Origin of the sequence: Candidatus Clostridium helianthi (genome assembly GCF_045310795.1) — a bacterium.
Taxonomy (GTDB): domain Bacteria; phylum Bacillota; class Clostridia; order Clostridiales; family Clostridiaceae; genus Clostridium; species Clostridium helianthi.
The window spans coordinates 81,877-104,587 of record NZ_JBJIAB010000007.1; the positions used below are offsets into that span (position 1 = coordinate 81,877).

The following is a 22,711-nucleotide window of genomic DNA, read 5'->3' on the forward strand; positions in this document are numbered from 1 at the left end:
AGGGGTAAATATGTATTTTAATATACCAGGAGCAAAAGATATTCTTATTAAAAACTTGACCGGTGAAGACTTAAAGGATATATATTTAAGTTTTGAGGGAATTGAAAAACATCCATTAAAGATATCTAATATAAGAAAGGATGGGCAAGTAGTTAAGACTTTAGTTTTAAGTTATTTGAATAGAGTAACAGAGCTTAAACTCTGCTATTATAACGATGGGCAAAAACAAGAAATCGTAGTATATAATGAATTAAGCAAAAAGGATTTAAGAAAATTAATTCTTGAGATTGGTAAGGAAAATGGGAAACTGAAAGTGAGGACAACTGTAGAAGAAAAATATATATAATTATTGCTTTCAATTAAAATAAGTTTATAATATTAATAGTGATATAGGATTATTGCCATTACTAAAAATAGTAATGGCAATAATGATTTATATGGTAAAATAGTATTGTTGTGGCAATAACTATTTAGGTAATTTAATATAAGCAGGAGGAAATTATGAATTCAATTGAAGAAAGAATCGCAAAAGAATTAGAAATAAAGTTAAGTCAGGTTCAAAATGTTATTGGACTTTTAGATGATGGAAATACAGTTCCATTTATTTCAAGATATAGAAAAGAAGCAACAGGAGGACTTTCAGATGAAGTCTTAAGAAAATTATCTGAAAGACTTACGTATCTAAGAAATTTAGAGGAAAGAAAAGCTGATGTTACAAGGCTTATAAAAGAACAAGAAAAATATACTGACGAAATAGGAAAAGCTTTAGAGAATGCAACGACCTTAACAGAAGTTGAAGATATATATAGACCTTTTAAACCTAAAAAGAGAACAAAAGCAACAATAGCGGTGGAAAAGGGATTAAAGCCTCTTGCAGAACTAATTTTGGAAGGAAAATTCAATGGGGATCTAGATGAAGAGGCATCTAAGTATATAAGTGAAGAAAAGGGCGTTACAAATAACCAAGAAGCTATCCAAGGAGCTTTAGATATAATAGCTGAAAGCATTTCTGATGAAGCTAAGTACAGAAAGTATATAAGAGAATTTGTTATTAGAGAAGGTAATATAGAATCAAAGGGAAGTTCAGATGAACCAACTCCATATGAAATGTATTATGAATATTCTGAAGCAGTAAATAAGATACCACCTCATAGAATATTAGCTATAAACAGAGGAGAAAAAGAAAAAATCCTAAATGTTAAGATAACTGTTAATGAAGATAAGATAATTCAATACTTAGAAAATCAAGTATTAAAAGGCAATGAAACTTTAGATGAAAAATTAAAACTTGCAATTAGAGATTCATTAAAAAGATTAATTTATCCATCGATAGAAAGAGAAATAAGAAGTGAATTAACTGATATAGGTGAAGAAGGTGCTATTAAGATATTTAAAGAAAACTTGAAAGCATTATTATTACAAGCGCCTATTAAAGGAAAAGTAGTAATGGGATATGATCCAGGGTTTAGAACTGGCTGTAAAATAGCGATTCTAGATGCAACAGGAAAGTTTTTAGAAAATACAGCAGTATATCCTACAGTGCCTAAAAGAGATATCGAAGGAACAAAGAGAACTTTAAAAGCTCTTATTGCTAAGCATAATGTTGATGTTATATCCCTTGGAAATGGTACAGCATCAAGAGAATCAGAAGAAGTTATTGCAGAAATGATTACGGAAATAAAAAATGAAACTGGAAAAGAATTAGCATATGTAATAGTATCTGAAGCAGGAGCGTCAGTTTATTCAGCATCAGAACTTGCAACTAAGGAATATCCAGATTTAGATGTTACAGTAAGAGGAGCAATTTCAATAGGAAGAAGGTTGCAAGATCCACTTGCGGAACTAGTTAAGATAGATCCTAAGGCTATAGGAGTAGGACAATATCAGCACGATGTCACTCCTAAAAAGTTAGAAGAATCCTTAGCAGGTGTAGTAGAAGACTCAGTTAACACTGTTGGAGTTGACTTAAATATAGCAACACCATCGCTTTTAACACATATTTCGGGAATAAATGCATCTATCGCTAAAAATATTGTTGACTATAGAGAAGAAGTAGGAAGATTCACTTCAAGAAAAGAACTATTAAAAGTTAAGAGATTAGGTCAAAAGGCTTATGAGCAATGTGCTGGATTTTTAAGAGTTGATGATAGCAAAGAACCTTTGGATAATACATCTGTGCATCCAGAGTCTTATGCTATAGCTAAGAAGCTAATAGAATTACTTGGTTACAATAAAGAAGACCTTAAGAATAATAAATTAGGTGACATTGATGAAAGAGCTCAATCTCAAGGATTAAAAAAATTAAGTGAAACATTAGAAGTTGGAGAGATGACTCTAAAGGATATAATAAAAGAATTAAAGAAGCCAGGCAGAGATCCTAGAGAAGAAATGCCAAAGCCAATACTAAAAACGGGAATAATAGAACTTAAGGACTTAAAACCTGGTATGGTTTTAGCTGGAACTGTTAGGAATGTATCTGATTTTGGAGCATTTGTAGATATAGGAGTGCATCAAGATGGATTAGTTCACAAAAGTCAAATGGCAAATAGATTTGTAAAGCATCCTTTAGATATAGTTAAAGTTGGAGATATAGTAAAGGTAGCGATATTGGAAGTTGATGAAAAGAGAAAGAGAATATCATTAACTATGAAAGATATCGATGAATCAGCAGAAGTATAGTTAACATAATAAATTGAATTTGAAGTCTTAAGAGTATGGATATATTTATTCTTAAGACTTTTCTGCTTACAAACTTTTTATAGGAAGAAATATATGATTGCATACTAATAATTATTTAATATGTTCTAAGTATTGTGGATATTTTTGTACTAGCGATTAGCGTGTATGAATGGAGAGTATGATATAGTAATATAGAATAGTATTTTAATAAATAAAGATGAATAAAATTGTAGGTTTATAATAAGGAGGAAAAGTAATGATTAGATGGGGAATTATAGGACTTGGAAATATAGCTTTGAGATTTGCAAAGAGTTTATCATATTCTAATGAAGGTAAACTATATGCTATAGCATCTAGAACTAAGGAAAAACGTGATGAATTTTATGATAAGTATAATTGCGAGAAAGTTTATGAAAATTATAATGAATTATTAAGAGATGAAGAAGTGGATGCTGTATATATAGCATTGCCTCACGGCTTTCATAAACACTGGTCAATCGAAGCTTTAAGGCATAAAAAGGCTGTGCTTTGTGAGAAGCCTGTAGGGATAAATTCGGAAGAAATGAAGGAAATAAAAAAAGAAGCTGTGTTAAATAATACATTCTTTATGGAAGCAATGAAGACAAGGTTTGTTCCGATAATTAGTGATATTAAGAAAGTAATAAGAAATAAAGAGATTGGAGATATAACGGCTATAGAAGCTAATTTTTGCAATAATGTAGAAAACATTAAACCGGGATCGTATTTATTAGATAAAGACCAAGGTGGGGCGTTACTAGATGTAGGAATTTATCCATTGTCATTTGTAATGGATATGATTAATTCAGAAGTTGTAAATGTTAAGTCTTACATGGATATAAATGAATCAGGAGTCGATTCCTATTTTAAAGCAATACTTTCTTTTGAAGATGGAGTAATAGGAACTGTAGAAGGGGCAATTGATAGAAATAAAGAAAGGACAGCTATTATTAGAGGAACAAAGGGATGGATGGAGATTCCGATGTATAATAGACCGAACAAAGCTGTTGTTAATCTAAATTCGGGCAAGTCATATACAATTGAAAAAGATATAGAATTTGATGACATGTATGCAGAGATTAAAGAAGTTCATAACTGTTTAAAAGAGTCAAAGCTTGAAAGTGATTATTTAACTTTAAATGAATCAATTCGGGTTATGGAAGTATTAGATAGAATTAGAATGAATGCGGAATAAAAAAGTGATTTGATGAACTACTTACAATGATTAGGCGGGAGAGAGAAACATATAAAATGGATGAAGTAAAAGTTTATACTAACAGAAAAAATATTGTACTTTTAGCAACATTATGTTGCTTTTTATGGGGAAGTGCATATCCGGCTATAAAAGTTGGATATTCACTATTCAATATAAGTGACATAGGCTCTAAATTAATTTTTGCAGGATATAGGTTTACATTTGCAGGTATTTTTATACTTATATTTGAGCTTATATCAAAAAGAGTTATATTTAAATTTACTAGAAAGCAATTTGGGCAGATAACCTTATTAGGGTTAACTCAAACTGCACTTCAATATATATTCTTTTACGTTGGAATGTCATATACTACAGGGGTTAGAGGATCTATAATAAATGGAACAGGAACTTTTGTAAGTATAATTCTAGCTCATTTTATATATAAGAATGATAGGTTAAATTTAAATAAGATAATAGGATGCGTTATTGGATTTATAGGAGTAGTAATTGTTAACTTAAATGGAGAATCATTAGGAGGAACATCTGTCACTTTTAAAGGTGAGGGGTTTATAATGATTGCCGCAATAATATTTGCTGTGTCAGCAATATATGGGAAGAAGATAACTCAAACTCAAGAACCCTCAATAGTAACTGGCTTTCAGTTGTTTATAGGAGGAATTCTTCTTACAGCGCTAGGATTTACATTGGGAGGTAGCTTAGAAGGATTTACAGCGAAATCAACATTACTACTTATATATATGGCATTACTATCATCAATAGCCTTTGCTGTTTGGACACAATTATTAAAATATAACAAAGTAGGATTAATATCAGTATTTAATTTTTTAATACCGGTATTTGGAACATTGCTATCAGCATCAATCTTAGGTGAAAATATATTTGATATTAAGATATTAATAGCGCTTATTTTAGTTTGTTATGGAATATTTCTAGTTTATAGAGTTAAGAAAGAAAAGTAGAATAGGAATATTGTGCATAACATATATTTAGAAATCTTAATTTTGTAAAGAACTCTTTCAACTCATGAACAGATGTATGATTAAATTCTAAGTAAGGAGAGAGTGATTTAAGATTGATATAGGACCATTATGAGTATTGGCTTTATAAAAGAAGATTTGCTTCTAAGGCAAGTCTTCTTTTATAAAGAGATCATACTTTATTCCATCAGAATCAGCTATATTTGTACAAGCATTGTATACAGTATATAGATGGTATTTTTTTATGATTAGGCATGGGAGATTTGTGGTTGGCAGAAATTATAATTCCAGCTACAATAAGGTTGTTAATAGAGCTTTTACTAATTAGAGTTAGTAAAGAATTAACAGGATGTATAGACATATTGTGTGGATAACTATAAGAAGATGTTGATAATTTTAAGTTACTTACTTTGAATTGAAAGAGGTTTAACATTATGCTATTATTATTTTAGTAAACGTTATTTTTGTAAATATTAGGGCATAGAGTGTGGGTGAATTAAATTTTAAAGATAATAATGAGAGGTGTAAAGATGAGATATTTAGTGTTAGATGTTGGTGGAAGTTCTATTAAGTATGCACTGATGACAGAGGATTTGGAGTTTATTGAAAAGGGTAAAAAACCAACACCACTTGATAAAATTGAAAGTTTTATAGATGTAATAGGTGAAATCTATGATATATATAAAGATGATATAGAAGGAATAGCTATAAGTATGCCAGGAGTATTAGATAGTGAAAAAGGCTATACTTATACAGGTGGTGCACTGTCATATAATGAAGGTAAAGAGATTGTAAAAATTCTTAAAGAAAGATGCCCGATAAAGATTACAATAGAGAATGATGGAAAATGTGCAGCTTTAGCAGAGGTTTGGAAAGGAAGTTTAAAAGATTTCGATGATGGAGTTGTAATAGTACTAGGAACAGGTGTGGGTGGAGGAATAGTTCGAAATAAGAAAATCCATAAAGGAAAAAACTTCTTTGCAGGTGAGTTTAGCTTTATAAATACAAATGTAAATAATACTGAGAACACGGATGAGTGTTGGGGATCTATAAGTGGTTCTAAAGCATTGATAAATGAAGTTGCAAAGGTAAAAAGTCTTCCGACAGATGAATTAGATGGGTATAAAATATTTGAATATGCAAATAATAACGATCCAGATATTCTTAAAATTTTAGATGATTTCACTTATAAGCTAGCAGTACAAATTTTTAATTTACAGTGTATATTAGATCCAGAAATATTTGCAATTGGTGGAGGGATAAGTAGTCAAGAGATATTGATACAATATATTAAGAGGAATGTGGACAAGTATCAGAAGAGTTTTGAAATTGATGATTTACCAATACCTAATGTAGTTAGCTGTAAGTTTAGAAATGATGCTAATCTCATAGGAGCACTATACAATTTTATAACTAGCAAATAAAATATAATTGTATTAAATGCTAATGATATTTTCTAGAAGGGTATCATTAGCATTTAGCTTTTCTAATAATAACATTATACAAATTAACTTAGTAATAATATATAAAATGGAGTGATTCTAAAAAGAATCACTCCATTTTATATAAAGATTTTATATTAAACGTTGAATAACATATCGCTATAAGTTGGAATTGGCCAGAATTCTTGGTCTACTAGAGTTTCAAGTTTATCAGCATCAGCTCTTAAAGTATTCATTTGTTCAAATACTTCATATCTGTACATCATTCCTAAATCGAATATATCTCCATCGAAGTTATCAGCTTTTTCAACTAATTTTTCAAGAAGAGCAACATTCTTATTTAATGAAGCTGTTAATGTTGAAACTTCAGTTAATAATTCAGTTTGAACTGATATGTCCGCATTCACACCAGTAGCCTTTATAGTATTAATTGATTCTGCAAGACTTGTAGCAAACTTAATTACAGCAGGTAAAATTTGACGTTTTGCCATTTCAAGTGTTGTTAAAGCTTCAATATTTATAATCTTATTGTAGTTTTCTAAAGTGATTTCATAACGAGATGTTGATTCTACTCTAGTTAAAACTCCATGCTTTTCTAATACAGCTTGATTCTTTTCATCTATCATAGCTTTAGCAGCTTCTACAGTTGAGTGGATGTTTGGAAGTCCTCTTCTTTCTGCTTCAGCAACCCATTCATCTGAATATCCGTTACCGTTGAATATGATTCTCTTATGGTTTTTAACGATATTTGTTAAGATTGATTGAATTTCAGTATCTAAATCAGTAGCTTTTTCAAGTTTATCTGCAATTTCAGATAAAGTTTCAGCAACTATAGTATTTAATACAAAGTTACATCCAGCAATTGAAGCAGAAGATGGAACCATTCTAAATTCAAATTTATTTCCAGTAAACGCAAATGGAGAAGTTCTGTTTCTATCAGTTGCATCCTTTGGAAGTGGAGGTAATGTATTTACTCCAATAGTTAATTCACTTGCAGACTTAGAACTTGTAGCTGGACCCTTTTCAATTTGTTCTAATACATCCTCTAATTGATCGCCTAAGAAGATAGAGATTATAGCAGGAGGAGCTTCGTTAGCACCTAATCTATGATCATTTCCAGCATTAGCAGCTGATACTCTTAATAAGCTTGGATATTCATCAACAGCTTTTATTACAGCACAAAGGAATAAAAGGAATTGTTGATTTTCGTGTGGAGATTTACCTGGTTCAAGAAGATTCATTCCATCATCAGTACCCATTGACCAGTTATTGTGTTTACCTGACCCGTTTACGCCAGCGAATGGTTTTTCATGAAGCAAGCAATATAAATCATGTTTTGCAGCAACTTTCTTCATTATTTCCATTGTAAGTTGGTTATGGTCAGTTGATATATTTGTTGTGCTAAATATTGGAGCTAACTCATGTTGAGCAGGAGCAACTTCATTATGCTTAGTTTTAGCTAATATTCCAAGCTTCCAAAGTTCTTCGTCTACTTCTTTCATGAAATCAGAAATTCTTTGTTTGATTGTTCCAAAGTAATGATCTTCAAGTTCTTGACCCTTTGAAGGTTTTGCTCCGAATAATGTTCTTCCTGTTAAGATAAGGTCTTTACGAGCATCATACATTGACTTATCGATTAGGAAGTATTCTTGTTCAGGACCAACAGTTGTAATTACTCTTTTAGTAGTAGTATTACCTAATGCTTTTAAAACACGTAGAGCTTGTTTGTTTAAAGCTTCCATTGAACGTAATAATGGAGTTTTCTTATCTAAAGCTTCTCCGTTATAAGAGCAGAATGCGGTTGGTATACATAAAGAACCATCTTTTATGAATGCTGGTGAAGTACAATCCCATGCAGTATATCCTCTAGCTTCAAAAGTAGCTCTAAGTCCTCCTGAAGGGAATGAAGATGCATCTGGCTCACCTTTAATTAATTCTTTTCCTGAGAACTCTAATATAACTTTTCCGTCAGAAGTTGGATTTATAAAAGAATCATGCTTTTCAGCAGTAATTCCAGTCATAGGTTGGAACCAGTGAGTAAAGTGAGTAGCACCTTTTTCAACAGCCCAATCTTTCATTGCAGCTGCAACAACATCTGCTACATCTGGTTCAAGAGTAGTTCCTTTTTCAATTGTCTTTTTTAAAGCTTTATAAGTAGCTTTAGGAAGACGTTCTTTCATTACAGCATCGCTGAATACATTTGAAGCAAAAATTTCATTGATTTTGTTCATTAATAAGATCCCCTTTCAGAATACACAACATTTATTTAAATTAATATTAACTAATTAAAAACATTAATAATTTTAAAAAAATTTTAGAGTATAAATGATAAATTGTCAACAAGAAATAAGAAATTGCTACATATAAGTTCCTGCCATATAAATTCATATATGGCAAAAAATTCATGTTAAAAAAATAAAAAGCTAAAGAATTATTTTAATATTCTCTAGCTCCTTTGCTAAAATCTTATTCAATTAATAAATCAAACATAGTTAATATATAACACTGATAAGACTGCCATAGCCTTAAGTATTTTCTATAACAATTATACTATATTGTTATAGGTTGTACAATACAAAAATCCGATTTTTTGCAGTAAAAAATTAGTAGAAATTTAAATATTTATATTATATTTTTACTAATTTTAATATAAGAATTATAATTAAAAAAATTATTCTGATATGGCTTTATTCATAGAAGATATATTATTAAGGTATATAAATTCAAAATAAAATATTTGATTTTTTATAAAATTGTTTGGTTATTTTGAATTTAATTTTATGATAATATATTAAGTAACAAAGTTTCTAGTCTGATTAAAGACATTAGTTTTTAGATGGAGATGAAAAGTATGTTCAGGTATGTTAGTGACATAAGCATGATTTCCCACTATATAATTAAAGAATTTTTGCAAAATAGGAGTGAAGAAGCACCTATTTTAATTGTAATAGAAAAAAAATAATATTGCGAAAAGGAAGTGCATTATGGAAAATGTATATTACTATAACACTAAAATCGGCAAAATCAGCATAGTGGAAAATGGTACAGCAATTACAAAAATTTGTTTCATAAGCAAAGATGAACTTAATATAGAAGGAAATGAAACAGAGTTACTACGAAAAGCTATAAAACAATTGGAAGAGTTTTTTGAAGGAGAGCGAAATTGTTTTGATTTACCATTAGCGCCTAAGGGGACGGAGTTCCAAAGAAAAGTATGGAGTGCTCTACAAGAGATTCCTTTTGGAGAAACAAGGAGTTATGGTGAAATTGCCAAAATAGTAGGCAATGAAAAAGCAGCGAGAGCTGTTGGTATGGCTAATAATAAAAATCCAATTCCAATTATAATACCTTGTCATAGAGTGGTTGGTGCTAATGGTAAATTGGTTGGATATGCTGGTGGTCTTAATGTAAAGGAAAAGCTTCTTGAAATTGAGAAGGATTATAAAATATAACTTGAAAAATAACATAATTTAATAATATTAATAATATAGGTGAGCAAGTCGTTATGAATAGTAAACTATTTGTAGAGATTTGCTTTTTTTATTTACGACAAACAAAGAACATTGTTTCAAGTAAAGTTATAGTGCTCAAATAATTAATACTAAATTTTTGATGGTTATTAAAAATTTAGGAAATGTTTTGAAGATGAAAATAATTATTATATAAAGTGTTTTAGGTGAATAATGATTAAAGCGCTTATAAGTATTGAAAAAATAATTATATATGCTTATAATTACTTATAAGGGGTGGTTTTATGATTGGGAAAGAAGGATATGAAAATTTTAATAAAGACAATATATTTTCATATAAGGAGAGGTTGAAATTAAATGTTAATGAAAAAACTAAGATTGTTGAAAAGGCAATGAAATTTATTCATAACAATAAAACATATTTTTTTGATGTTTCTACTAGTATTGAATTTCTTTCAAGATCATTAGATAAAAAAGTAACCATATTTACTCATTCCATAGATAATTTTAATATACTTTCAGAAAAGAGTGGGATGGTAGTAAATTTGATTGATGGAAAATTTAATAAGAAAAATCGCTTTTTCTATAGAAGGAATTATGATGAGTATTTCAGCGGAGTTGAGTTTGAGGCAGCATTTATAGGTGCTGGAGCTATAAAAGGTAATGGCATTTATTATGAAAATGAAGAAGACGCTTATATTAAAGGGGAAATTGTGAAAAGGGCTAAGAAGGTTATTTTGCTTGCCGAACATCAAAAGTATGAAAAAGATGCCTTTTATAAAGGGTTAAACCTAGATCAGGTAGATATTATTATTGTTGATCCAATCTCGGTTTCTTTTTTTAGTGATATTATGGAATTGCATAATATTAAAATTAATCCTAAAAGTCTAGTGATTATATAAAGAAAACATATTAATTTAAGTAGTGTTATTTAAGAGAATAAAATTGAGTTTTATTTGTTTATAAGTATTCAATGCAATAAGTAATTATAAGCAATTGAATGTTTTATTATAAATAGTTAGGGGATGAGTCAATGAAAAAAATTAGAATGGTCTGCTTGGATATTGATGGAACTTTGTTAAATTCAAATCATGAAGTAACTGAAAAGGTGAAAAGTACTATAAATAAAGTTGCAAATGATAAGAAAATACCTGTAATTTTAGTTTCAGCTAGAATGCCGAAAGGGATAAGATTTCTTCAAGAAGAACTTGGAATAGAGGAACCAATTATATGCTATAGTGGTGCTTTAATTTTAGATAAAGATAATAGTGTATTGGCTAGAGAAGTAATTGATGTTTCTAATTTCGAGGAAATATATAAGTTAACAAGTGAAAATAACATTCATATGAGTTTATACAAGGAAGATGAATGGTATATAGAAAAATTAGATTACTGGGCTAAACAAGAAAGCGAAATAACTAACATCATTCCTAATATCATTGATTTTAATAAATTAATAGAACAATGGAAAAGAGAAGGGGTAGGACCAAGTAAGATTTTATGTATGTCTAATCCAAAAGAAATAAACTTCTTGAAAGAAAATATTTATGGGAATGATTTAAATATATATCCTTCAAAGCCAACATACTTAGAAATTATGCCTATAAAAGCATCAAAAACATCTGCAATAACCTGCTTACAAAAGAAATTCAGTATAGATAAATCAGAAATAATAGCAATGGGAGACAATTATAACGACATTGATATGTTAGAGTATGCAGGAGTTGGAGTAGCGATGGGAAATGCTCCAGAAGATGTGAAGAAACATGCTGATGATGTAACCTTAACTAATGATGAAGATGGGGTAGCAGAAGCACTGATAAAATATGTTATCAACAAGAAATAAAGAAAATGTTTTATGTCTGCTGTATTTAGAACTTTCATAAAATGCTTTTTTAGAGATGTGTAAGCATAGATAATAAGTATAAAAAAGTTAAATTTTAACTCATACTATCGAAGTTATGTGAAATAAAAATGAATTACATACACTTGCGGAATGTTTATTTATAAACTTAAGCAAATGTATGTAATTTATTTAAATTCCAGCCTTTTTATATTTGAAATTTATTAATCTTTTATTCCAAATATTTATTTTATATCTGTATAATATGCATATCCCATAAGTCGGCTAATATTTTTAGCTACATTCATAAATTCGTCTTTGTATTTTAATAAATCATCCATAGTATTAAAGAGTGTTACAGATGAGAGACTAGTTGCGGCAATAATTTTATTAGTTCTATCAAAAATAGGAACAGCTATGCATATAACACCCGTATCGTATTCAATATTGTCTAATGCATATAGGTTCTTTCTTATAACATGAATTTCTTCTATAAGAACATTTATATCAGTTATTGTGTTCTCAGCATATTTTATGAATTCTGTATCTTTTAATAATTCTCTTATTTTATCATCAGAATATTGAGATAATATCAATTTACCAGAAGCAGTACAATAAATAGGCGCTTTTTTTCCTATACTAGAAGACATTATTATATTTCTACTAGTATTTTCGGAAGATACTTTATCTACATAAATTATGTTATTAAATGATTCGTCAGGAATACAAAGATGTATTACTTCATCAAACTTATTAGCAAAGTCATATATATGAGGTCTGGCGACATTTATTAAATCCATACTATTTGTTATAGAAGAAGATAAGTTAAGAAGCTTAATTCCTAATTGATATTTATCGTTTTCTGTATTTTGTGTAACATATTCTTTATATTTTAAAGTTGTAATTATTCTATGTATGGTACTCTTGCTTAAACCTAAATTTTTTGACAATTCAGCAATTCCACATCCTTTTGGATATTCGGCTAAGCAATCAAGTATATCAAGAGCACGTTCCACTGATTGAACTAAGTTTGGATTGCTTAAATCCTCTGACATATAAAATCCTCCTAAATAGTTTTATCTTTATACTACATTGTAATGTTTAATTTTAATTTTAACAAATAAAAAGTTAAAAATTTTATTTTTATATCAGTATCATTGACAATTGTAAGTGATGATATTAGAATTAAGATAATAAATGAAACGGCGTTCCACAGTACGGAACGATGGCGCGCGTTGAAAAAATTTAATAATACATATAAGGATGGAAATATTTATATGGAAAGGGGAGAATAGATAATGGAAAACATTTTGGATCAGTTTTCAATGGACTTTTTTAGATTAGATGGAAAAGTGGCAATAGTTACTGGAGGAAATACAGGTCTTGGACAAGGATATGCAGTTGCATTAGCTAAGGCAGGAGCAGATTTAGTTATTTCTACCCACGGTGATAATTGGGATGATACACGAGAATTGATAGAAAAACAAGGCAGAAAAGTCATATTTGTGAAAGCAAATTTAACACAAAAAGAAGGAAGGCAGGATGTGATTAATTCTGCGATGAAATCTTATGGGAAAGTAGATATATTGGTAAACAACGCTGGAACTATAAGAAGAACACCTCTTCTTGATTATAAAGAAGAAGACTGGAACGCAGTTATGGATATTAATTTGAATGCTGTATATTTCTTAAGTCAAGAAGTTGCTAAAATAATGGTTAAACAAGGCTCTGGTAAAATAATAAATATAGCGTCTATGTTATCATTTCAGGGTGGAAAGTTCGTGCCTCCATATACAGCAAGTAAACATGGAGTTGCAGGTATAACAAAGGCATTTGCTAATGAATTAGCGAGTAAAAATATTCAAATAAATGCGATAGCACCTGGATATATAAAGACAGCAAATACTGAGCCAATAAGAGCAGATAAAGAAAGAAATGCAGAAATCCAGGGAAGAATACCAGCAGATAGATGGGCTGAACCATCTGACTTAATGGGAGCAGTAGTATTTCTAGCAAGTAGAGCATCTGATTATGTTAATGGCCATATTCTAGCAGTTGATGGAGGATGGTTAGTAAGATAATCAGTATTCAAAATTATATATAAATATTGACTAAAATTAAAAAATGGCCTTATCAAAAGTATAGATATGGAAATCTATCTCTAGATTATTTGGTAGGGTTAAAAACAAATATATAGTGAAAGTGGTGTATTTATGGACGTAATTACTATAGGAGATGCAATGATTGCAATGTGTCCTCAAGAAAAAGGACCAATAATATTTTGTGACACATTCAAAAGAAAAGTAGGTGGAGCAGAATTAAATGTTGCAATGGGATGTGCAAGATTAGGATTGCAATCTGGATGGATAAGTAGATTAGGAAATGATGATTTCGGTAAATATATATTAAAGACTGTAAGAGGTGAGGGGATAGACACATCAGAAGTACAACTTGTTGATGGATATCCAACTTCAGTGTATTTCAGAGAAGTTTTATCTGATGGATCAAGTAGATCGTTTTATTATAGAGAAAAATCACCAACTAGTACAATGGATGCAAAGAAATTGAATGAGGAATATATAAAAAATGCGAAAGTGCTTCATATTACAGGCGTTTTTCCTTCAATAACTGAAAATAATAGAGAAGTTATATTAGAAGCAGTAAAATTAGCTAAAAAAAATAATCTTATAATATCATTTGATCCAAATATCAGATTAAAGATGTGGACTAAGGAAGAAGCAAAAAACTATATAGAAAAACTTTTACCTTATGTTGATATTCTTTTAATAGGTGATGAAGAAATAGAGATATTATTGGGAGATGCAAATATAGAAGAAGCAATAAAAGTTTTCCATAATAAAGGAATAGAAAAAGTAATAGTTAAAAAAGGAGCCAAGGGAGCAATAGGTTCAGATGGTAAAAATATTTATGATATTGAAGCTATTAAACCAAAAGCTTTAGTTGATACAGTAGGTGCAGGCGATGGATTTGCGGCAGGATTTTTAACGGCCTTATTGAAAGGTAAGTCACTAGAAGATTGTGTTAGATTTGCAAATGCAGTTGGATCATTAGTTGTAGGTGTCGAAGGCGATAATGAGGGACTACCTTACTATGATGATGTTTTAGTACATTTAGGGCAAGCAAAGAAAATAGAACGTTAAGAATAGATATTTGTATTTAATAAAGTATTTTATGAATGATGTAGATTAATTTTAAATAAAATAAATTAAAGATGAGGTGTAATAAATAATGTTTGAAAAAATATATAATACATTAAAAGAAGAAAAGGCAGTAGCTGTTATTAGAACTAAGACATATGAAGAAGCAAAAGAAATAAGTATAGCAGCAATTGAAGGCGGAATGAAAATTATAGAGGTAACTATGAGTGTACCAAATGCACCAAAGTTAATAAAAGAATTAAAAGAAGAATATAAAAATGCTTGTGTTGGTGCTGGAACAGTGTTAACAAAAGATGCTGTAGATGCATGTATTGAAAACAATTCTGATTTTATTGTTTCTCCTTGTATAGATGAAGATGTAATTGCTTATGCAAATCAAAGAAAAGCATTAATAATTCCAGGCTTAATGACAATGTCAGAGTTAAATAAGGCTTACAAATTAGGTTTGAGATTTATTAAAGTATTCCCAGGTAATGTTGTCGGAAAGGCATTTATAGGGGCAGCAAAATCAATATTCCCAGATCTTAGCGTTATGCCTACTGGAGGCGTAAACAAAGATAATATAAGTGAATGGATACAAGCAGGAGCAGATTGTAGCGGTATAGGTAGCGATTTAAATAAAGTTTATAAAAGTAACGGTGTTGCAGGTGTAAAAGAATATTGCGCAGATGTTATAAGTAAAGTTAAAAATTTATAATTTTCAGTAAAGATTTAAAGCACTTAATCAATAAAATTAAGTGCTTTAAATCTTTTTTTATTAATGATTTTCTGAGCTATTTTTTTTAGATATTTATAAAATAGTTATGTTAAAAGGCAGATTGTTTTAGAAAGCAACAGATACTGTTAATATTATTTAAAATGTAGGGTTAAATAATATCAATTTGCAATTTATATTTAGAAATTTATCTATTGAATAAAAGACTAATGATAGTGACTTTATATTAAAAAAATGATATATTAATAAAAAATGGACCGAGTATAATTAAAATAATGAGTAGAAGGAAGGTATTATACATGTATGAAATGAAGGAAGAATACAAAATCGGAATTGATCAGATTGATGAGCAACACAAAAAGCTTTTTGAATTGGCAGATAAAGCTTATACGCTGTTAAAAGATGAATTTGCAATTGATAAGTATGATAAGATAATACATATTATGGATGAACTAAAGGATTACACAATTTTCCACTTCAAGTCAGAAGAAGAATATATGAAAAGCATAAATTATAAAAGACTCTTTACTCAAAAAGTTGAGCATGATAAGTTTATTAAAAGTCTTGAAGAAATAGATTACAAAAACATTGATGAAAATCAAGATGAGAGTTTAATAAAACTTTTGAATTTTTTAAATGATTGGTTAACAGAGCATATATTGAAAACTGATAAGCTCATAGGAGAATAGTATAATTATAATAAAAACGTTTTATTATAATTATTTTGCGGTGAGGGTGAGATATAGAAATCTTACTCTTTTTTTTATTATAAATTTAAAAATGTAAAGAGTACTCAAATAGATGTTGCAAAGTATTGATTAAAGTTATATAATAAAGAAAATAAAATATATATCTTCAGGGCAGGGCGTAAATCCCTACCGGCGGTATAGCCCGCGAGCTTTTAAGAAAGCAGATTCGGTGTAACTCCGAGGCCGACAGTATAGTCTGGATGAAAGAAGGTAACCTATTAGGAATTGAAACTTGATTTATTATTACTTACTGAATGTATGCCCTGATGTATTTTACATCAGGGCTTTTTATTTTTTTATAAGTATTGCAAATAATTCAGGAGTAAATAATGTAATAAGAATACTTTGATACTAAATTCCTAATAAGCTACACCAAGAAGATAATCTTTTGGGAGGCAAAGAATATGAATGAAAAAACAAGTAAATTAATCAAAATCTCTTTATTATCAGCAATTGCAATTATACTTATGTATTTTGATTTTCCAATAATACCTGCGTTTCCATGGCTTAAGATAGATTTGAGTGATGTACCAGCATTGTTGGGTGCTTTTGGATTTGGTCCTGTAGCAGGGGTAATAATAGAATTAATAAAAAATCTTTTGGTTCCATTAATTAGAGGAAGTCAAACAGGTTTTGTTGGAGAGACAGCAAACTTCTTGTTTGGAACAGCATTAATTTTACCAGCATCATTTATTTACTATAGAAATAAGAACAAGAAAAATGCAATATTAGGAATGATAATAGGTGGAATTGCAATGGAGGCAATGGGAATTGTGGGTAACATATATTTATTATTGCCAGCTTATGGGATGAAGATGCCAGCAGATATGTTACAGAATTATGTTTGGGCATTACTAGCTTTCAATGGAGTAAAGGCCATTATGGTGTCAGTATTAACATATATTCTATACAAAAAAGTATCTGTTTCAATTTTTAAGGTTGAACCAAACTTTGGTAGCTCAGAAAATAAGACAAAAATTGTATAATTTTAAAATAATATAAGTAAAAAAAGCTGTAACAAAATAATTCGAATTTTGTTACAGCTTTTTATTGTATATTGGTTGGTATATAAATTTAGTATTATATATAAGCATTTATATTAAATTGATTTTTAACATGATTATTAAATAAGCTAAAGATGATAATTTATTTAATGTAGGATCAAATTTTAATAGTAACTATTGAAATAAAGAGGAGTGCTTTCTCCTTTCAAATTTATAATTTAGATTTAATTTTGCATACTGGTTATAATAATATATAAATAATTAACTTTAAACAGATATATTATAGTTTTTAGATGTATTAATATTTATTATCCCAAAAGTGATGAAGTAAATTTATTAGTAGAAAGTTAAAATTAATTAATAATAATTATTGATCAATAATGGATTATTTGGTATTATATATATAGAAAACATTAAAAGATTAAAGAAGATATTTAATGATCAAGTGAATATAAAGAAAATGAGATCATAATAATTTATCATAGCATTTGGAATGCAACAAGACGAATGGCTAAATGTATATCAAAAGGAATAACAAGTAATAATAAAGAGGTAGTAGTTAAATTATTAACTCTGCAAGAAGTCACAAAAATGATATAATTATAGAAACCTTTAAATTAAAGGTCATTCTAATTAGCTCATTACAATAAATGCAGAAGCGCTTAATTGATATATATTTTACAAGATGATAGATTAACATAGTAAGATATGTATTTATTAATATTTAATTATCAAATCTAAGGGAGGTTTTTTTATGGAAAAATATATTTGTACAGTATGTGGTTATATTTATGATGAGGCAGCAGGTGATCCAGATAATGGAGTTGCACCTGGAACAAAATTTGAAGATATTCCAGACGATTGGGTTTGCCCATTATGTGGAGTTCCAAAATCAGATTTTGAAAAAGAACAATAATAGATATTGTTTTAATTTAAATTTGACTATATAATTATTTTAGAAAATTTATAAATAAGAATAAAATATTTAAAAACAATAGATATAAGGGGCTATCAAAATAATTTTATTAGATTTTGAAAGTCCCTTATAATATATTTAGATTAATTATTTACCACAAGGTCCTAAATAATAAAAATGGGAGAATGCATAGATATGTTTACAGAAGAGAGACTAAACGAAATATTAAATATTTTAAATACATATGGAAAAGTTAAAGTTAAGGATTTAAGTAAAAAGTTTAATGTAACAGAAGATTGTATTAGAAAAGATTTAAAACAGCTTGAGCATACGGGAAAGCTAAAAAGGACGTATGGAGGTGCGATCCAAATAAGGGAATCATCTCAGTTGTATGACATTTCAGAAAGAGAGAAGATAGATATTTCAACTAAAAGCATAATTGCTAAGAAAGCCTTAGAGCTAATACAAGATAGGGAAACTATATTTTTAGATTTATCAACAATTAATATTCTTATAGCTAAATCTATTTTGACAACTCAAAAAAGAATAACTGTAGTAACAAATATGTTGGAGATAGCAAATATTTTAGCAAAAGCAACCAATAATATTACGGTTGTAGTTGCAGCCGGGGTTTTAAATAAATCTCTTAATGGCTTTATTGGATCTTCAACTAATGATTTTATTAAAAAATATAAATTCGATAAATCTTTTATAGGAAGTTGTGGAATTGATGCCTTTGACAAAAGTATAACTACTTTTGAAATTGAGGATGGAATCACTAAGGCTACAATAATACAATCTAGTAAAAAGACATTTTTAGTTATGGAGAACAAGAAATTTTTTGTAGATGGTAATTATAAATTTGCAATGATTGATGATATAAATGCCATAATAACGGATGAAAAGCCTAATCAACAAATTATAGATGTATTAGAAAGTAATGAAATTGAATTGATATAGAATAGAAGTGAATCAATTAGTAGAGGTAGTTTTTTGCTACATATAAATTGATGATAAGTGTAAAGAGACAATTTATGCAATTTGAACATAATGATTGCATTAATTGTCTCTTTGATATGTTTACCTAAGCACAGAAATTTGCAATTGAGATATTACTCCTTTAACCACATTAAAATAGCATCTTCCTTGTTATCTTCATAGTACCCTTTTCGAATTCCCTCTTGTTTAAAGTTATATTTCTCATAAAGGGCTTTGGCAGCGGCGTTACTTTTTCTAACTTCGAGAGTATATGCTACACACCCTTGAGATTTACAATAAGATAGTAATTCTTCTAGGAGTTTAGAGGCTATTCCTTGTTTTCGATAGTTTGGATGTATTGCTATGTTTGTTATATGAGCCTCATCCAATACTATCCATGTTCCAGCAAATCCTACAACTTTATCATCAACTTTAGCAACAAAATATTTAGCAACAGGATTGGTTAGTTCCTGCATATAAGAACTTTTGCTCCAGCATATAGAAAAGCTCAACGAGCTTATATCTAAAATTTCATCTATATCTTCTTCTTTCATTAAATTTATAGCTATATTCACTATAATCTCATCCTTTGCTCGTATTCTCTTTCAGCCTGAGATTTTTTAAGATAAACTGGAGCGGAATTTGGATCGTCATATTCTCCGTTCTTTAATAGTATGCTGCCTATTTCGCCTAATGAAGAGGCACGAATTAAATTAAGGTGATTAGGAGGAAAATATGAATTTGGACAATTATCAATCAAATAATCTTTATATTTATCAACACCATCGCCTATAAAAATAACTTTTTCAGTTTTGGATTTAATTATTTCTATAAGTTCATCAATATCCAATGCTGAATAATCTAATAGACGTTCCAATTTTATAGGTGAATTTGAATCATTATTGTTATTGCAAGTATATTCTCCTTTATATAGTGAAGTATAAACACTATTTCTTAAAGCATCCATTATAGGGCATATTATACCATCGAAATTAGATACGCTAAATGCAAGTGCATCTAAACTAGAAACACTAATGTAAGGCTTGTTACTTCCCAAGCTAAGACCTTTTATTGTTGCCATGCCTATTCTAAGTCCAGTAAATGAACCGGGACCCTTTGAAATAACATAGCCATCAATATCATCAATACTTAAGTTGTTATTGTTTAGCAACTCTTGAATTATAGACATTAGTATTATAGAGTGTTCTTTCTTATCGTTTAATGTAATTTCTCCAAGTAGTTTATCATCTTTCATCAAAGCAGCAGTTGCCACTTTAGAAGATGAATCTACGGCAAGAATAATCATATTTTCAACTCCTTTATATAATCATATCTTTTTCCATAAGCATTTAGCGTGATTTTCCTATAATCTTCGCCTTTGCTATAATCTTTCTTTATATCTATATGAAGTAAGTCATTTGGTAGAATTTCTTCTATATAATTTGCCCACTCTATTATTGATACTGCATCTGAAAATATATAATCATCAAATCCAATTGCATATATTTCATCAGGATCACTTACTCTATAAACATCGAAATGATTGAGCTTTAATCGACCGCTATCATATTCGTTCACTATAGTAAATGTTGGACTAGTAATATTATCGTTAATGCCTAATCCTTTAGCTATGCCCTTTGTAATATGAGTCTTACCTACACCTAAATCACCAGTTAAGCAGATTATATCACCGGCATTTAATAATTTGCCTAAATTTATTCCTAATTTAGCAGTATCATCTACATTATAAATTTCAAATTCCATGAAGTGCCTCCTTTAAGTGAGAATTAATTCTTATTAATTAGAATTTTATATCAATAACTTACATATAGTTATTATGTATAGAACCTAATAATTGTTAAATCTACAAACTCTCATCTTTTTATTTTATCTCAAAATTGCATAAAAGCAAATTAATAATGTATTAACTAATTTAATTATATAAAACAGGAAATAAGCATCCAAAAAAATGTAATAAATTTGTATATATTTATTTTAAATTAGTTGGTATAATAAGAACAGGTATATGCTAAAATTTAATTAACAGAGTAATTACTGAGGTAACATATGTAACTCAATATATATAAAGTGAATTATTTTATGTTTAACCTAATAAATGTTAATTAATAATTAACTTAAGAAATTAATTACAGTACATATTAAAAATAAAGTTATAAATGAAGTCAGTTAAATTTTGGAGGTGACTTGTCTTTGAAGAAAATTACCTTTGCCATGGTTATAATAACCATAGCATTGTCTTTTGGTATGAGTTTTTTTTCAAATCCTTTATTAGCTAATACTGAGAATAATAGAACTGAAAGCAGAGATAAATATCTAAATATAATGACAGTTAATAAACCACAATATTATATGGTTAAAAAAATTATAAAGGAAAAGAATAATGCAGAGTATATGTTTACTAATGAGAAAGATATTAGTGAATTTAAATATAGTGAAGATGTTTTAAATAATATATCCAATATGGATTTATTTATATATTCCGGTACATCTTTTGAACCATGGAGTGATTCACTAATTAGTGAATTGAAGAAAGGAAACCTTGGGATAATAAATTTAGCTAGAGGCATAAAATTATTAAATTATGGGCATGATAATGACACTAAAGAAAATCCTTACTATTTTGAAGGCATAGAAGAGTATAAGATAGCATTATACAATGTAAAAGCAGCTATTCAAGATAGAGATCCTCAAAATAGAGATTATTATGAGGAAAATTATAATGAAGCTATCAAAAATTTTGATACTAGCATAAAGGAATATAGTGAAAAACTAAAATCCTTAAGTGAATATAAATTTATTACATTAAATAATGATTTTGATTATTTAACTAAGTCTTTAAATTTAAACACTATTCAGCTTGATAATCATGAGTTAAGTGAGTTTATAAAAATTAATAATTTAGATCCTAAAAAAATAATAATAATAGTTGATGGTGAAAAAGGAACAAAATTAGATTTGTCAGGTTATAATACTATAAAGCTGTGGAAATATTATGGAGATATGTCTTTTGATGATTTGATTTTATACAATATAAAAGAATTATCAAAATGGGCTAAACCCAATGAAGTCGTAAATTCTAGTAATGTAAAATAGAATTACTTATTTTTTGAGTTATATATCCTTTTATTATTAGATATGATTATATACTGCACTAAAGAATCTGTAAATTTTGAATATAAATATAAAGTATCTTCTATTTAGTGTAGTTTTATTTTCATGATAATTAATTATAAAAATAAGTTGATTTCTTTATAGATATGTTATATAATGATTATTGTCTTAGGGGTATGGCTCAACGGTAGAGTAGTGGTCTCCAAAACCATTGGTTGTGGGTTCAAATCCTACTGCCCCTGCCACAAAAATCGTAGTACATTGTACTACGATTTTTTTACTTGCAAAAATAAACTCTTAGGACCTAGTGAAAGACGTAGCTTTATATTATTAAAAGTTTTCGGAATTTATTTCCTAATATTTATCATAGAGCAAGATTTAATCAAAAAGAAA

General features: G+C 28.7%; 21 protein-coding genes, 1 tRNA gene and 1 riboswitch. Of the genes, 17 read left to right on the forward strand and 5 right to left on the reverse strand.

The window, feature by feature from the left end; all coding sequences use genetic code 11:
- Positions 1-10 precede the first annotated feature (10 nt).
- The 5 genes from ACJDTP_RS07840 (at position 11) to ACJDTP_RS07860 (ending at position 6,314) form a co-directional block, all read left to right on the forward strand.
- On the forward strand, positions 11-346 hold the full coding sequence (locus tag ACJDTP_RS07840) for a hypothetical protein (RefSeq protein ID WP_406760875.1): 336 nt from the start codon (positions 11-13) through the stop codon (positions 344-346).
- Between the two features lie 155 nt (positions 347-501).
- Positions 502-2,679, forward strand: a complete 2,178-nt coding sequence (locus tag ACJDTP_RS07845; RefSeq protein WP_406760876.1) for a Tex family protein — start codon at positions 502-504, stop codon at positions 2,677-2,679.
- 256 nt (positions 2,680-2,935) lie between these two features.
- Positions 2,936-3,892: a Gfo/Idh/MocA family protein gene (locus tag ACJDTP_RS07850; RefSeq protein WP_406760877.1), complete on the forward strand. Its 957-nt coding sequence runs from the start codon at positions 2,936-2,938 to the stop codon at positions 3,890-3,892.
- A 56-nt stretch (positions 3,893-3,948) separates the two neighbouring features.
- Positions 3,949-4,872 carry a DMT family transporter gene (locus ACJDTP_RS07855; protein WP_406760878.1) on the forward strand — a complete coding sequence of 308 codons (924 nt, stop codon included), beginning with the start codon at positions 3,949-3,951 and terminating at the stop codon, positions 4,870-4,872.
- A gap of 548 nt (positions 4,873-5,420) precedes the next feature.
- Entirely contained in the window at positions 5,421-6,314 is an 894-nt protein-coding gene (locus ACJDTP_RS07860; RefSeq protein ID WP_078115809.1) for an ROK family protein, read from the forward strand.
- A gap of 155 nt (positions 6,315-6,469) precedes the next feature.
- Here the strand turns inward: ACJDTP_RS07860 and ACJDTP_RS07865 are convergent, their stop codons facing one another.
- Positions 6,470-8,563, reverse strand: a complete 2,094-nt coding sequence (locus ACJDTP_RS07865; RefSeq protein WP_078115810.1) for a glutamine synthetase III family protein — start codon at positions 8,561-8,563, stop codon at positions 6,470-6,472.
- A gap of 753 nt (positions 8,564-9,316) precedes the next feature.
- On the opposite strand from ACJDTP_RS07865, the gene ACJDTP_RS07870 reads away from it, so the two are divergent.
- From ACJDTP_RS07870 to ACJDTP_RS07880, 3 genes are all read left to right on the forward strand, one after another.
- On the forward strand, positions 9,317-9,784 hold the full coding sequence (locus ACJDTP_RS07870) for a methylated-DNA--[protein]-cysteine S-methyltransferase (protein ID WP_078115811.1): 468 nt from the start codon (positions 9,317-9,319) through the stop codon (positions 9,782-9,784).
- 302 nt (positions 9,785-10,086) lie between these two features.
- On the forward strand, positions 10,087-10,704 hold the full coding sequence (locus tag ACJDTP_RS07875; protein ID WP_406760879.1) for a DeoR/GlpR family DNA-binding transcription regulator: 618 nt from the start codon (positions 10,087-10,089) through the stop codon (positions 10,702-10,704).
- Positions 10,705-10,835: 131 nt separating this feature from the next.
- Entirely contained in the window at positions 10,836-11,648 is an 813-nt protein-coding gene (locus tag ACJDTP_RS07880; RefSeq protein ID WP_078115813.1) for a Cof-type HAD-IIB family hydrolase, read from the forward strand.
- A 242-nt stretch (positions 11,649-11,890) separates the two neighbouring features.
- On the opposite strand, the gene ACJDTP_RS07885 is transcribed toward ACJDTP_RS07880, so the two are convergent.
- On the reverse strand, positions 11,891-12,700 hold the full coding sequence (locus tag ACJDTP_RS07885) for an IclR family transcriptional regulator (RefSeq protein ID WP_078115814.1): 810 nt from the start codon (positions 12,698-12,700) through the stop codon (positions 11,891-11,893).
- A 243-nt stretch (positions 12,701-12,943) separates the two neighbouring features.
- Between ACJDTP_RS07885 and kduD the strand changes: the two genes are divergently transcribed.
- From kduD to ACJDTP_RS07920, 7 genes are all read left to right on the forward strand, one after another.
- The gene (gene kduD / locus ACJDTP_RS07890) at positions 12,944-13,726 is read left to right on the forward strand and encodes a 2-dehydro-3-deoxy-D-gluconate 5-dehydrogenase KduD (protein WP_406760880.1); all 783 of its coding nucleotides are present in this window, start codon (positions 12,944-12,946) and stop codon (positions 13,724-13,726) included.
- Positions 13,727-13,858: 132 nt separating this feature from the next.
- Positions 13,859-14,806, forward strand: coding sequence for a sugar kinase (locus ACJDTP_RS07895; RefSeq protein ID WP_077841449.1), 948 nt, complete (start codon positions 13,859-13,861; stop codon positions 14,804-14,806).
- An 88-nt stretch (positions 14,807-14,894) separates the two neighbouring features.
- Complete coding sequence (locus ACJDTP_RS07900) at positions 14,895-15,521, forward strand: bifunctional 4-hydroxy-2-oxoglutarate aldolase/2-dehydro-3-deoxy-phosphogluconate aldolase (RefSeq protein WP_011967811.1); 627 nt, start codon at positions 14,895-14,897, stop codon at positions 15,519-15,521.
- A 317-nt stretch (positions 15,522-15,838) separates the two neighbouring features.
- The gene (locus ACJDTP_RS07905) at positions 15,839-16,228 is read left to right on the forward strand and encodes a bacteriohemerythrin (protein WP_078115817.1); all 390 of its coding nucleotides are present in this window, start codon (positions 15,839-15,841) and stop codon (positions 16,226-16,228) included.
- 158 nt (positions 16,229-16,386) lie between these two features.
- Positions 16,387-16,504: riboswitch (FMN riboswitch) on the forward strand.
- 188 nt (positions 16,505-16,692) lie between these two features.
- A complete protein-coding gene (locus ACJDTP_RS07910) occupies positions 16,693-17,274 on the forward strand; it encodes an ECF transporter S component (protein ID WP_271812223.1) in 582 nt (193 codons plus the stop codon).
- 772 nt (positions 17,275-18,046) lie between these two features.
- Positions 18,047-18,208: a rubredoxin gene (gene rd / locus ACJDTP_RS07915; RefSeq protein ID WP_023974876.1), complete on the forward strand. Its 162-nt coding sequence runs from the start codon at positions 18,047-18,049 to the stop codon at positions 18,206-18,208.
- A 195-nt stretch (positions 18,209-18,403) separates the two neighbouring features.
- Complete coding sequence (locus tag ACJDTP_RS07920) at positions 18,404-19,168, forward strand: DeoR/GlpR family DNA-binding transcription regulator (RefSeq protein WP_077841451.1); 765 nt, start codon at positions 18,404-18,406, stop codon at positions 19,166-19,168.
- A gap of 152 nt (positions 19,169-19,320) precedes the next feature.
- On the opposite strand, the gene rimI is transcribed toward ACJDTP_RS07920, so the two are convergent.
- From rimI to tsaE, 3 genes are read right to left on the reverse strand one after another with little or no spacing between them, the layout of a single operon-like run.
- Positions 19,321-19,761 (reverse strand): ribosomal protein S18-alanine N-acetyltransferase, encoded by a 441-nt coding sequence (gene rimI, locus ACJDTP_RS07925; protein WP_077841452.1) that lies wholly within the window; start codon positions 19,759-19,761, stop codon positions 19,321-19,323.
- Complete coding sequence (gene tsaB, locus ACJDTP_RS07930; protein WP_406760881.1) at positions 19,761-20,492, reverse strand: tRNA (adenosine(37)-N6)-threonylcarbamoyltransferase complex dimerization subunit type 1 TsaB; 732 nt, start codon at positions 20,490-20,492, stop codon at positions 19,761-19,763. Before tsaB ends, rimI begins: the two co-directional genes overlap by 1 nt.
- Positions 20,489-20,950, reverse strand: coding sequence for a tRNA (adenosine(37)-N6)-threonylcarbamoyltransferase complex ATPase subunit type 1 TsaE (gene tsaE / locus ACJDTP_RS07935; RefSeq protein ID WP_011967818.1), 462 nt, complete (start codon positions 20,948-20,950; stop codon positions 20,489-20,491). Before tsaE ends, tsaB begins: the two co-directional genes overlap by 4 nt.
- A 447-nt stretch (positions 20,951-21,397) precedes the next feature.
- Here tsaE and ACJDTP_RS07940 point away from each other — a divergent pair, with 447 nt between their 5' ends.
- Both ACJDTP_RS07940 and ACJDTP_RS07945 read left to right on the forward strand, forming a co-directional pair.
- The gene (locus ACJDTP_RS07940) at positions 21,398-22,300 is read left to right on the forward strand and encodes a metal ABC transporter substrate-binding protein (protein ID WP_406760882.1); all 903 of its coding nucleotides are present in this window, start codon (positions 21,398-21,400) and stop codon (positions 22,298-22,300) included.
- A 188-nt stretch (positions 22,301-22,488) separates the two neighbouring features.
- Positions 22,489-22,563, forward strand: a tRNA-Trp gene (locus tag ACJDTP_RS07945).
- The last annotated feature ends 148 nt before the right edge of the window (positions 22,564-22,711 follow it).

Coding starts and splice junctions, on each gene's coding strand:
- ACJDTP_RS07885 (WP_078115814.1), bottom strand. CDS start 12,700: ATGTCAGAGGATTTAAGCAATCCAAACTTAGTTCAATCAGTGGAACGT.
- ACJDTP_RS07860 (WP_078115809.1), top strand. CDS start 5,421: ATGAGATATTTAGTGTTAGATGTTGGTGGAAGTTCTATTAAGTATGCA.
- ACJDTP_RS07875 (WP_406760879.1), top strand. CDS start 10,087: ATGATTGGGAAAGAAGGATATGAAAATTTTAATAAAGACAATATATTT.
- ACJDTP_RS07865 (WP_078115810.1), bottom strand. CDS start 8,563: ATGAACAAAATCAATGAAATTTTTGCTTCAAATGTATTCAGCGATGCT.
- ACJDTP_RS07910 (WP_271812223.1), top strand. CDS start 16,693: ATGAATGAAAAAACAAGTAAATTAATCAAAATCTCTTTATTATCAGCA.
- ACJDTP_RS07855 (WP_406760878.1), top strand. CDS start 3,949: ATGGATGAAGTAAAAGTTTATACTAACAGAAAAAATATTGTACTTTTA.
- ACJDTP_RS07880 (WP_078115813.1), top strand. CDS start 10,836: ATGAAAAAAATTAGAATGGTCTGCTTGGATATTGATGGAACTTTGTTA.
- ACJDTP_RS07870 (WP_078115811.1), top strand. CDS start 9,317: ATGGAAAATGTATATTACTATAACACTAAAATCGGCAAAATCAGCATA.
- ACJDTP_RS07850 (WP_406760877.1), top strand. CDS start 2,936: ATGATTAGATGGGGAATTATAGGACTTGGAAATATAGCTTTGAGATTT.
- tsaB (WP_406760881.1), bottom strand. CDS start 20,492: ATGATTATTCTTGCCGTAGATTCATCTTCTAAAGTGGCAACTGCTGCT.
- ACJDTP_RS07920 (WP_077841451.1), top strand. CDS start 18,404: ATGTTTACAGAAGAGAGACTAAACGAAATATTAAATATTTTAAATACA.
- ACJDTP_RS07895 (WP_077841449.1), top strand. CDS start 13,859: ATGGACGTAATTACTATAGGAGATGCAATGATTGCAATGTGTCCTCAA.
- tsaE (WP_011967818.1), bottom strand. CDS start 20,950: ATGGAATTTGAAATTTATAATGTAGATGATACTGCTAAATTAGGAATA.
- ACJDTP_RS07900 (WP_011967811.1), top strand. CDS start 14,895: ATGTTTGAAAAAATATATAATACATTAAAAGAAGAAAAGGCAGTAGCT.
- kduD (WP_406760880.1), top strand. CDS start 12,944: ATGGAAAACATTTTGGATCAGTTTTCAATGGACTTTTTTAGATTAGAT.
- rd (WP_023974876.1), top strand. CDS start 18,047: ATGGAAAAATATATTTGTACAGTATGTGGTTATATTTATGATGAGGCA.
- ACJDTP_RS07845 (WP_406760876.1), top strand. CDS start 502: ATGAATTCAATTGAAGAAAGAATCGCAAAAGAATTAGAAATAAAGTTA.
- ACJDTP_RS07905 (WP_078115817.1), top strand. CDS start 15,839: ATGTATGAAATGAAGGAAGAATACAAAATCGGAATTGATCAGATTGAT.
- ACJDTP_RS07840 (WP_406760875.1), top strand. CDS start 11: ATGTATTTTAATATACCAGGAGCAAAAGATATTCTTATTAAAAACTTG.